The 12,467-nt window shown below is 34.9% G+C and carries 7 protein-coding genes; 1 reads left to right on the top strand and 6 read right to left on the bottom strand.

Annotated elements, in window-relative coordinates; all coding sequences use genetic code 11:
• Positions 1-328: 328 nt before the first annotated feature.
• The 6 genes from EV145_RS15275 to EV145_RS15300 form a co-directional block, all read right to left on the bottom strand.
• Entirely contained in the window at positions 329-2,347 is a 2,019-nt protein-coding gene (locus EV145_RS15275; RefSeq protein ID WP_133526068.1) for a glycoside hydrolase family 97 protein, read from the bottom strand.
• A gap of 25 nt (positions 2,348-2,372) precedes the next feature.
• Positions 2,373-3,617 (bottom strand): glycoside hydrolase family 71/99-like protein, encoded by a 1,245-nt coding sequence (locus tag EV145_RS15280; protein ID WP_133526069.1) that lies wholly within the window; start codon positions 3,615-3,617, stop codon positions 2,373-2,375.
• Between the two features lie 262 nt (positions 3,618-3,879).
• The gene (locus tag EV145_RS15285) at positions 3,880-5,382 is read right to left on the bottom strand and encodes a RagB/SusD family nutrient uptake outer membrane protein (protein ID WP_133526070.1); all 1,503 of its coding nucleotides are present in this window, start codon (positions 5,380-5,382) and stop codon (positions 3,880-3,882) included.
• Positions 5,383-5,407: 25 nt separating this feature from the next.
• Positions 5,408-8,407: a SusC/RagA family TonB-linked outer membrane protein gene (locus EV145_RS15290; RefSeq protein ID WP_133526071.1), complete on the bottom strand. Its 3,000-nt coding sequence runs from the start codon at positions 8,405-8,407 to the stop codon at positions 5,408-5,410.
• A gap of 120 nt (positions 8,408-8,527) precedes the next feature.
• The gene (locus EV145_RS15295) at positions 8,528-9,610 is read right to left on the bottom strand and encodes a hypothetical protein (RefSeq protein WP_133526072.1); all 1,083 of its coding nucleotides are present in this window, start codon (positions 9,608-9,610) and stop codon (positions 8,528-8,530) included.
• 8 nt (positions 9,611-9,618) lie between these two features.
• On the bottom strand, positions 9,619-10,140 hold the full coding sequence (locus EV145_RS15300) for a DUF5004 domain-containing protein (protein ID WP_133526073.1): 522 nt from the start codon (positions 10,138-10,140) through the stop codon (positions 9,619-9,621).
• A 483-nt stretch (positions 10,141-10,623) separates the two neighbouring features.
• On the opposite strand from EV145_RS15300, the gene EV145_RS15305 reads away from it, so the two are divergent.
• Complete coding sequence (locus EV145_RS15305; RefSeq protein WP_133526074.1) at positions 10,624-12,222, top strand: DUF6377 domain-containing protein; 1,599 nt, start codon at positions 10,624-10,626, stop codon at positions 12,220-12,222.
• The last annotated feature ends 245 nt before the right edge of the window (positions 12,223-12,467 follow it).

Genomic DNA, 12,467 nt, shown 5'->3' on the forward strand with positions numbered 1-12,467 from the left:
TTTTTACCGCAATGCACGCAAAGGATTACGCGATGTTCGCAAAGTTTTTTAGACAAAGCTTTGCGAACATCGCGTTTGTGTAAAATCTCTTAAATAAAAGACCTTTGCTTCCGATAGCTATGCGGTTAAATTTATGTTCAAAGTCAAGCAACTTGAAACCTGAAACTTGAAACCTGAAACTTGAAACCTGAAACTTGAAACCTGAAACTTGAAACCTGAAACTTAAAACCTGAAACAAAAAAAAAAAAACAAGCCCGAAATCTCCTAAAAGAAATCGGGCTCATCTGCTCAAACTTAACTAAAATAAACGCAGTTACTACTAACTCAACTAATTTAATGGAGTGAATTTTATAGCTGTTCCTCCTCCAGCTGCCAATTTGATATTTATTATACTTTTACTATTTACTTTTTGTTTTAAAATCGTAACCGGATACGGATTTGTTTTATAATCTGCTCCTGCTCCATCAGCATAAATTGTTGCTTCATATTCCTTACCGCCATCTAAAAATGACAATTCTACTTTTAAGTCTCTTGCATTTTTATTGGTAATCGAACCTAAATACCAGTTTTTCTCATCCCAATCTTTACGAACAATAGTCGTGTATTCACCAATTTTAGAATCCAAAACTTTAGTTTCCGACCAAGTACACGGAACATCTTTTATGAATTGAAATTCAGGTTTTCCAACATAATTCTCCGGTAAATCTGAAGCCATTTGCAACGGACTGAAAATAATCACATATAAAGCCAATTGATTCGCCAAAGTCGTTTGAACTCTTGCTCCAGACGGCGTTTTATAATCGAAATTGAAATTCCCCGGCGTGTAATCAAACGGTCCAGAAAGCATTCTTGTAAAAGGAAGCGTCGTTAAATGCTGTGGTGTATTTCCTCCATCAACAGACCATGCATTATATTCCTGTCCTCTGCCGCCTTCCTGCGACATAAAGTTTGGATACGTACGCTGAATTCCTGTTCCTTTCATAGGCTCGTGATTATCAATCATGATATGGTATTTCGCAGCCGTTTCAATCACTTTTCTGTAATGACGCGCTCCATATTGGCTGTCGTGCCATTCTTTTTTATCCAGATATTTGTTTACATAACCCGTTTTAACCGAATTGACACCCATTTTTTGATACAATTTAAAAGCATCTTCAAGCTGGCTTTCATAATGCTTTGAAGCACCCGCAGTTTCATGATGGCCAATTAAACGGACATTTTTAATGGCCGCATATTTTGTAATTTCTTCCAAATTAAAATCGGGATAGGCTTTTACAAAACTAAATGCAGATCCATCGGCAGTCCAGTCGCCGTCCCAGCCTTCGTTCCAGCCTTCAACCAGAACGCCGTCAAAATTGTTTTTCGCAGCAAAATCAATATATTCTTTTGTGTTTTTTGTTGTAGCACCATGTTTTGGACCTTGTCCCCAAGTGAATTTTTCTAAATGCATTCCCCACCAAATTCCAATATACTTTGATGGTGTAATCCAGGAAAGATCATCAATTTTTGAAGGTTCATTTAAATTCAGCATAATGGTCGAAGTAGCCACATCACCAGGTGTTTTTCCAACAACAACCGTTCTCCAAGGTGTCACAAAAGGAGCTTCGGCATATACTTTTACACCATCAGCCCAAGGTACTAAATCACTTTTGTATTGTTTATCGCTTGTTTTTAAGAGCGTCATTGAAGCAAAATCCGTCAAATTAGCTTCATGAATTGCCACGTACAATTTCTCCTTAGTTTCAAAAGTAGCGGGAGTATTAATTGTATCTGTTTTACTGATTGGCGTTTTACGATATTCACTTTCATAATAACTGTTTTCGCGGTGCACCGGAATCCACCAAACATCATTATTTGATTTAAAAGTAAACTCTGTAACTTCATTAGAAATCTTCACCTTGCCTAAATGAGGCTGTTTTGGGAAAGAATAACGAAAACCTACACCATCGTCAAAAACCTTGAAAATAATATCAACCAAACGCTCCTCTCCTTTTGCTTCTTTCAAGTGAACAGTCAATTCATTATGATGATCTCGCACTTTTTTGAATTCTCCCCAAGGCTGTTCCCAAGTTTCATCGGCTGTTTTTTCTTCGGTAGAAACGACTTCAAAACCGTCAGTCATTTTTTGAATTCCTTGAAATTCAAAACCCAGCAAAGAAGGCTCAATAACCGATTTTCCGCCAGAAGTAAAACTGTATTGTGGCTGTCCAGAAGGAGTTAATTCAAAAACTAATTCGGTGTTTTTTCCAGGAGAACTTATTTTATAGGTCGTTTTTTTAGTACCGCAAGCGCAAATAAGCATTGAAGCTAAAGCAATTAGGCAGTATCTATATCTTATGTTTTTCATTATTTAATTGTATTAATTACAACTGTTATTTTATTTCGCTTACTACTTGTTTTGCTTTTGCGGGCTGCATCGAAACAAAATAATTAAAAGCCTGGTCTAATTTTTTCTGAGCGTCGGCGTTGCCTTTCTTTTCTACTCTTAGGTTATACAGTTTACTGATGTCTGCAAAAAATGATTCGGTATTTTTTACACCAGCAAAAGTTTTCACTTTTTCGATATAATTATAACCAAATTCAACTGTTGGCTCAAACATAGTTCCTTCGCCAAAGTCATTCCATGTAATTAATTGCAGATAGCTTAAGTTTGCATTTTTAGCCAAAGAAAGTGTTTCATCAAGCGTTGCTCCATTGTTGTGCTCGATTGTCCAGCCAATTGCTGCGCCGCCTCCGCCTTCGGCATAAAAATCTTTAAAACCAGGATAAGCGCTTCCCACAGCAACTGAAAGTTTTGGCTTTGTATTGGTGTACCAATTAGTCAAATAAGTACTGTTTTTATACACCCAAGAATATTCGCCAGAAGCATTATCTCCAGCTTCAACAGATTGATCCCAAAGCGTTAGAAAAGTAGGTTTTGCAGTCAATGTACTAAAAACGTTTGTCCATTCGGCTGGAGTCTGCAATACAATTGGACCGAAATTCAGCAATAATGGTTTTCCGTTTATTTTGATGTAATTGGCATCTGGAAAATAATTCGTCTGCATATAACTTAAATCAGTTTTTGCTGCACTGGTTACTGAAATTGCTTTTCCTGCATCGACAACATTTTTTGTAACACGGTCTTCATAAACAATCGCATATTCAAGTCCAACTTTATCCAGCATGGCGATTAACTGCTCTGTATTTTCTTTTACCATTCGGTAATCGTTCACATCATAAGTGCCGTACCAATCGATTAAAACACCATCAATTCCTGAATATTTCATCAATAATAAATGGTTTTCAATCACATTTTTGTCGCCCGAATGATACGGCCCGATTAGCGGATAATAATAAGATGCAATTTCCCTGCGGTTGTTTGCTCCAATATTATTTGGATTTTTGTTTGCCATAGTCCAGTGATATCCCCATTTTTTATCGGCACTGCTTTCATTGGTTTCAAACCAAGGCATATAATGAACATAAATTTTGGTGCTGTTTGTTTTTTCAATTGCAACAGGTGCAAGTGTTTCGGGTTCTGTTGGTTTATCTGGACCTTTATCATCACTGCCGCATCCGGCAGCGATTAAAACATTCACGATCCCAAAAAACAATAAAGTGATAGATCTTTTCATATTGATGTAATTTGTTTTTTTATTTTTAAACACATAGAAACATAGCTTTTAGCACTCAAAAAAAGGCGTTTCACTTATTTTAAATGCACATAGCAATCTTTGTGAAAGAAATAAGTTTCTTTTAATATTTTTTATTTACACATAAAATCTATGTTGCTATGTGTTTAATAATATTCCCATGATTTATACCTAAGAATAATCCAGATTTAAAATATGTCAGCCTTCCACGACTAACCAACATGGAAGACTGACATTCAATAACCTAATACCCAGGATTCTGTTTTAGGTTTTTATTTGTTGTTAAAACCGTACTTGGAATAGGGAAAATTGCTCTATATTTTTCAGTAGTTCCTTTTTCCCACCATGCTAAGAAGAATGTTCCAAAACGAATGTTGTCTGTTCTTCTTCTTCCTTCAAAAGTAAATTCCTTAAGCAATTCCTGATCAATAAAATGAAGATCAATTGTTGTTGGCATTTCTTCGCCCGCACGAGCTGTTATTTGCTGCAAGAATGGTTTTGCCAAATCAGGAGAACCTAAACGAACGTAGCATTCTGCCTGCATCATTAAAATTTCGGCATAACGAATTACAACTAAATCGTGATCGCGTTCCCAAGTTTCTCCTTCTTTCATTTCGTATTTGCCTAAACGAACACCTTGATTTTCTTTAGCATCAGCAACACTAGTAACTTCTTCAGTATACGTCAACTTTTCACCATTATCCATAATGATAACTTGTCCGGTAGCTTTATTAATTTGATCTCCGGCAACCATACATTTTTTTCTTTTGTCAGTATCAGCAAAAGCAGAGAATACTCCTGGCTGCGCACACATTCCGTTTGCACTCCAAGGATAATCGGCAGTTGCAGAAACAGTCAATTTATGCAAGTAATGACAAGACATTGAATTCATGTAATTTCCTACCGTTCCAGCTTTTGAATCGTACGGAATTGCAAAAATGATTTCAGGTGATTTTTGATTTTCTGTAGCAAAATTGGCAAAGAAATCTGGCGTCAAAGAGTAGCCCGAAATCTTTTGGCACATGTTAAGACAATCCTGCCAACGTGCAGTTCCTATAAAAGCTTCAGAATTTAAATACAATCTAGCCAATAAAGAATATGCTACATTTTTTGTCATTTTAGAATACACCACATTTGAATTTAAGTGCGGAAGAGCATCTGTCAATTCTTTTTCAACAAAATCATAAACTTGTTTTCTTGTAGAATTTGACGGAAGTGATGTGTCTTCAAAATTGGTTACGATTGGCACATTTCCGAATAAATCCAAAAGATTGTAATAATAGTAGGCTCTTAAAGCTTTTAATTCAGCATAAATTGGCGCTTTTGCAGTATCAGTCAAAGACGATTTATCGATTTGATATATGATTGAGTTGATCTTTGCAATTCCCGTATAATTGTAACGCCAAGCCGAAAGAATCATTCGGTTATCCGCTTTCCAAGTATGTTTTTGTGCATCTTGATATTGCCCGCCATCGTACCAGTTTGTTCCTCTAGTAGGAATTGTAGCTTCATCAGAAACAGTTTCAGTTAAAAAGAATACATATTCGCAAGTTGGGTAATTGTTTGATATTCCGTCAGCGAATCCTCTTAGAGAAGAATAAGCCCCTCCAACTAATGCATCAATTTCCTTTGGAGTATTTCCAAAATTTCCATCTTCTACTTTATCATATAAGTCTTCACTTAAATCTGTACATGATATCGTAAAAAGCATGCTTATTAATATTGCAGCTGTTATTTTGATTTTCATTTGTTCTATTTTTGAGTTAATTCGCTTAGTTATTCAGCGAGAAATTTAATCCAACAGAAATTGTTGTTGGTCTAGGATAATTATTATATCTGTCGATACCCGGAGCTGCTAATCCTGTCTGATCTGAACCATTTTGAGCATTTAAGCCAATCTCTGGATCAACACCTTTGTAACTTGTAAACACAGCAAGATTTTCTCCCATTAAATAAATTCTAAGTTTTGAATTTTTGAATCCAATTGGCATTGTATAGCCAACAGAAAGCGTTTGAAGTCTAAAGAAAGAAGCATCCTCAATCCAATAATCAGAATATTTAGGTGCCGAAGTAATGCCGCTTCCTAAGAAATCATCTGGAACATTGTAAGCTGGCAATCTGTTTGGATCATTAAGCATCATGTTTGTTGCATTTAATGCTTTTTGACCAAACATTCCGTAACCGCTGATTCCAAGATCAAAATTTCCGTATGTAAAATTCATTCCGATACCCAATGTCAAATCTGGCTGAATATTTCCTAAATCTGTTTTATCATCATCTACTAAAGCGCTTTCTGCAACAATATCACCTGCAGCATTGTAGTACTGTATTTTGCCATCTTGATCAAGTCCCGCATTTCTGAATCCCCAGAAAGTTCCAACAGGATAACCCTCAGCAATAATTTGAGAATATTGTCCAGACATACCTGCTAAACCATGCAGCGAACCGCTGTAAATAACATCAGTTTTATAAGTTGGATTCGAAAGTTTTTCGATTTTTTGGATGTTGTGCCCAAGTGTCAAATTAGCATTCCAATTGAATTTCGGCCCTTTGATAATGTCAGCATTCAAAGTAAGTTCAACTCCTTTGTTTGACATTTCACCAACGTTTGCCAGCATAGTTCCAACTAAATAAGGAGGCTGAGGCACTTCGTAAGTGTATAATAAATCGTCTGTATTTTTAGAATACCATTCAAATGAACCTGAAATTCTGTTGAAAAGCGTGAAATCAAAACCAATGTTTAATTGCTTCGTTGATTCCCATTTCAAATCAGGATTTGGATTTTGTTGTGGCGAATAAGCCAAACTCCAAGTTCCTGTAACAGGATCGTAGTAACTGTCGTTTCCAACTCCTAAAATCGAAAGTGATTTATACTCTCCAATTCCGTCTTGATTACCCGTTACACCATAACCCACTCTCAATTTTAAGTTATCAAGCCAGCCTTTTGTACCATCCATAAATCCTTCATTTGAAATTTTCCAAGCCACAGAAGCTGATGGGAAAGTTCCCCATTTATTATTTTCTCCAAAACGGCTTGAACCGTCTCTTCTTACCGTTGCAGTCAGCAAATATTTACCGTCATAAGCATAATTGGCACGAGCATAAAATGAAACCAAATTTGATTTTCCTTTATACGAATAAACATCACCTAAACGATATTTGTAACCTGCACCTAAATTGTTATAGCTGAAAGCATCTGTTACAAAACCGCTTCTCTGAGCTCCAAAACCTTCGTAAATATTCTCTAAATAAGAATATCCTGCCAATGCGCTGATATTGTGTTTATCAATTACTTTAGTATAATTTACATAAAGTTCGCCTTGTGCATTTGTGTATTCACCATATGTTTTTTGTCCATAACCACCTTCAGTAGCTCCTTCTAAAACTGCATAGCTCGGTTTGTAAGTACTTGCCTGAACCGCATTATGTTCTAAAGAAATATTGGCAACAGCCAAGAAATCATTCAAAAATTTAACTTCAGTTTTAAAATAACCTAGAAGTCTGTGTCTCTCATTATCAACCGTTCTGTTTGTTAAAAGTTCAACTGGATTGAAGTACTGGTTAAGGGCTACAGATGAAAATTCGCCTGTTGGTGTATAAACCGGAATTGTTGGATTCAGGTTATAAGCATATTCAAAAATTCTGTAATCAACTGGGTGCCATTTATCGATATTAGCAAATAATCCCATGTCAAATTTTACATCTTTATTGTCACCAAGATATTGATAAGCACTAATGTTTCCGCTAAGTCTTTCTAAACCTGACTCTTTAATAACTCCTTCGTTATTTAAATACGAAAGTGACGTTCTGAAACCACTGTCGGTTTTACCAGAATTAATCGTCAAAGTATGTGATTGCGAAATGGCTGTCTGCTCAATTGCTTTTTGCCAATTTGTATTTGCACCATAATCAACAGCATCTGCACTATTAGTTTGACGAACATAATTTCTCCATTGATTTGCTGACAAAAGATCTAAATTATCGGTCACATAACCAATGCTTGACATACCGCTGTACACAACAGAAACTCCTTTTGTACCTGATTTTGTTGTAATAATGATAACTCCATTTGCTCCTCTTGAACCATAAATAGCAGTTGCCGAAGCATCTTTTAAAACGTCAACCGTTTTAATATCTGAAGGTTGTACTACGTTGATATCAACACCAGCAATTCCGTCAACTACAATTAATGGGTTGTTGCTTGCAGTTAATGATGTTCCACCACGAAGACGCAAAGTTGAGCCCGCTGCTGGATCACCAGAAGGACGAATAACATTTAAACCTGCAACTTTCCCTTGCAAAACCTGCTCTGTAGATGAAATTGTTCCTTTTACTAAATCATCTGCTTTTACGGTTGAAATAGCTCCAGTTAAATCTGATTTCTTTTGAGTTCCATAACCAACGGCTACAACCTGAACCTCAGCTAATTGATAACCGTCGTTTTGCAGACGCACCTCAATATTTTTTGATGCCGAAGTAATTTGAACTTTCTGAGTTGCTGATCCAATAAAAGAAACTTCAATCGAACCTCCTACGGCTACCATCAAAGCGAATTTTCCGTCAAAATCTGTTGTGGTGGCGTTTTTTGTACCCACCTCAATTACCGAAGCTCCCGGCAATACAGTGCCTGTATTGTCATAAACAGTACCTGATACCTGCTTTTTTTCTTGAGCAAACATTCCTGCCGAAAGAAAAAGCATGAAAATCATGAATACTGAAGTTTTAGTAGTCCACATTTGATGCAGGACTATTTTTTTATTTTTACTATTCATATGAAGTTATTTATTGTTTTTTATCAGTCATATGTAATTCGCATATACATTATTGGTTCAACGACCAATTTTAGGGTTATGCTCATTTCATTAGAATTGATGTTTTAATTTGATAGTGAATTATTTGTCCAAAGTTTTAAGCGGAATTTTGGTGTCAGAGATTGTTTTGTCTTTGTTGTCTTTTACCAAAACATGAATCTCATTTAAACCTTGAACACCATTTAATTCTGAAACTAAATTGACAAATCCTTTTATCTCAGCTGTTCCTCCAGAAAACTCACCAGATATTATTTTACTTCCAGCCGTGATCGTATAAATAAGTTTATTTACACCCGCTTCATTGTTTTTTCTAGACATTCCAAGAAAATCTTTCTGGCTGATAACCGTTGGGAAAAAACTGAAACTTGGCGGTGGTGGCGGAATAAATTCACCCGCATAAATAATTTGGTCTCCTGAATTAGTCGTCCAATCTTTTGCTACCATCAGGAAAGTAATATTTTCCATAACAAAACCTGCTGGGGGATTGTAGTATTGCTGTGGAATCAAATCCATTCTATAAAAACCATTTCCAAGATCTTTCAATTTTGTTTTTTCAGATACATCTGGAAGCCATGCTTGATATTCCTGCAAAACAGCCCAATTGTTTAATCCGCTATGAAAATGAACGCTAGGAACACCTACAAAACCATCTTTTAAATTAGAATTGAATAAAATACTTACCGGTTTATCAATTAAAGGTTTTGTTGGATAGGATCTGATTAACTCATTTGCAGTATAAAAAGAAGAAAAATCAGTGTAAGGCATATTGGCAACATCACTTTGTTTTGATCCGTTTTTGTTTTTCAAACGAAACCAAAATCCTGCGCTTGCAGCAATTTCATCTGGAGTTTTAGAAAAATAAAGTGTTGGCGTTAAAGTAAAACTCCAAATTTTATTTCCTTCATATTTAAGTTTTGCAAAATCAGAAGAATTTTCCCAATGTCCTGCATCTGGTTCAGATGGCGACCAAATCCAGATATAAAGATCTTCAGTCTCTGCAAATGTTGTTCCCGAAAGATCAAAATACCAAGTCACTTTTTCATCATATTTGTACACTACAGGATAAGATGACATACTGCCTACAGCTCCAGCGGCTTCTTGTGCCTGAATAAAATTAGGAGCCATCAAAAGGGCAAGTAAAATTGTATATATAAATTTTTTCATATTACTTTTTAATTAATAGCATTTAATTTAAACACGTAAGACACAAATGCAGATCCTCCAGAGGAATGAATTAATTGAAATTCTAATTCTTCATTGCTTCCTGGAACTGATGATAATTTTAACTCATCTGTTTTTTGAGTTTTTTGAGCATCACTGAATAAGTAGATTTTTGTTGCACCCAAATTAGTTGGCTGAAAATCTGAACTTAATGCCCAATAGCCTTTTGGTGCAAATAAAGGAGGAACATTTCCTGTTACTTCATAACTTGTTGGCTGGTTCTTTTCATCTACATTGAATTTAATTTTAAAATCCTCGTAATTAAAGTACGTACTCAAGTTTTCTTCGTTTGGTTCGATCTTGTTTGCTTTTGCAACCTCATCAACCATTTTCAAGTTTGTTAATCCCCAATTTCCATTTAGTTTCTCATAAAGGGTAATCGGATCAACGTAGCTTCCGTCGTCGGTATTATCACAGCCAGTGGCCATTAAACACATAACAACAGCTAACCAATAAATACTTTTACATCTCATAAATTTGTGGTTTGTTTGTTAGTTTTTCTGTCTCATAAAAGACAGAACGAAACTAGATGTTAAATAAATCTAAAAAAAAATATCTGAGAAAAATCAAGATAAAATCGAAAGGTTTTTACGCACAATTAATTGAAAATCAATAATTTATGTTATTTTTATAATTCAAAAAATCAAGATGCTGTTTAGATGAAAATGCCTACTTATTTAATGGTAAATATGACAATATGAAAATTAAAGTGGATATTTTTTTCACTATGCATATATATAACTGGTTTTTATTGTATAATTGCAAATAATTAGATCGCTTTTAACATTTATATCTTATTTTTGAATTCAGAACTTGCTTTTAAAGCTTTTATTTAAAGGAAGTTCCAAAATTCTGAAAGCGCTTTTAATCAGCAGCACTCAAGCTTATCCCATATTGAAAACGAATTAACTCGATAAACCAAAAAAGATTTTTTTACCCTAAACCAAAACAAAACCATGCAAAGAATTTTCATTCTATGTTTTTTTATTGCGGGTTTTTCTCTAACTGCGAAAGAGACAAATCCTGTTTTAGAGGAATTAGATAAAGTGCTTCTTAAAAAAGATATTTATTTAAAACAGAAATATCGAAAAATTGAAGCTTTAAAAAGAAATGTTTCAAAATTTACGGTCAGTCAAAACAATGAACAACTATATAATACGTATATGTCGTTGTTTGATGAATATAAATCGTTTAAATACGACTCGGCTTATTATTATTTAGAAGAAGCAAAAATCAAAGCGATCGTTTTAAAAGACCCAAAATATTTGGCTAAAAGCCGAATTAAAGAAGGTTTCGTGCTCTTGTCATCTGGCTTGTTTAAAGAAGCCATTGACACTTTAAATGTTATCGATGACCAAAAGCTGGATATAAAAAACAAATTTGAATATTATAACATCAAAGCCCGAGCGTATTATGATCTAGCCGATTACAATAAAGATCAGCGCTTTAATATTCATTACGTCCAGCAAGGAAATCATTTCCTAAAAAAGGCTCTGGAATTAATTGGAACTAATACAAATGAATATTGGGCAGCCGAAAGCTTAAAAAGACTAAAACAACAAGACTGGCGCGGTGCCGAATTTGCATTTAGTTATTGGATTAATAATTACAACCTTCCTCCTGATTATTATGGTATTGCGACTTCTAGTCTTGGTTATATTTATTCAGAGAGAGGTTATACTAAAAAAGCCATTCAGTATCTCGCGCTTGCCGCTATTGCCGATGTCAAAAATGCAACTAAAGAAACTGTAGCGCTGAGGAATTTAGCCAATGAGCTTTTTAAAATGGGTTATTTGGACAAAGCCAATGAATACATCAATATTGCGATGGACGACGCGACTTTTTACAACGCCAGACATCGAAAAATTGAGATTTCGTCTATTTTGCCCATTATTGAAAAAGCACAATTAAATAACGTAAAAGACAAAAATGATAAGCTGGAAAAAATCATTATTCTGCTTACTATATTGACATTTATAATTGTCTTGTTTTCGATTATTATTTTCAAACAATTAAAAGAAAGAAACAAAGCCAGAAAAATAATGGCTTCTTCGTATGCGCAACTTCAAGAAATGAACATCAGTTTGAGTGAAGCAAATGCTATTAAGGAAGAGTATATTACGTATTTTATTAAAGCCACTTCGGCATTCATTAATAAGATTGACCACATTCAAAAAAGCACGCTTCATAAAATTATTACTAAAAAAACAGACGAAGTTATTGCAAGTTTAAAACGTTATAATGTCAAGGAAGAACGTGAAAATCTGTTTCATCAATTCGACGAAATTTTCCTTAAACTGTTCCCAACTTTTGTGACTGATTTTAATCATTTGTTTCCTAATGATCATAAATGTATTGTCAAAAAAGGAGAACTTCTAAATACTGAATTGAGGATTTTTGCGCTGTACCGATTAGGAATTCAAGACAGCAGCCAAATGGCCGAATTCTTAGAACTTTCTGTGGCTACAATCTACACCTACAAAACCAGAATTAAAAGCAAATCTGATTTTAAAGATACTTTTGAGGAGAAAATTATGGCGATTAAGACGATATAAATTAAGGTACTAAGTTGCTAAGATTCTAAGTCACTAAGCTTTTTTTAAACACAATCTTGTCATTCCGAGGAACGAGGAATCTCCGCGAGAAGCTCTACAAAGATTGGACTCTCGTTGCGGAGTTACTTGCGGAGATTCCTCGTTCCTCGGAATTGTAAAAGTCACTTATTTCGGTAACGGATTTATCATTTCGATTGGCTTTTTTCCATCAATACCTTGATGTGGTCTTTCATGATTGTAATAAT

This window comes from Flavobacterium sp. 245 (assembly GCF_004362055.1).
GTDB lineage: Bacteria > Bacteroidota > Bacteroidia > Flavobacteriales > Flavobacteriaceae > Flavobacterium.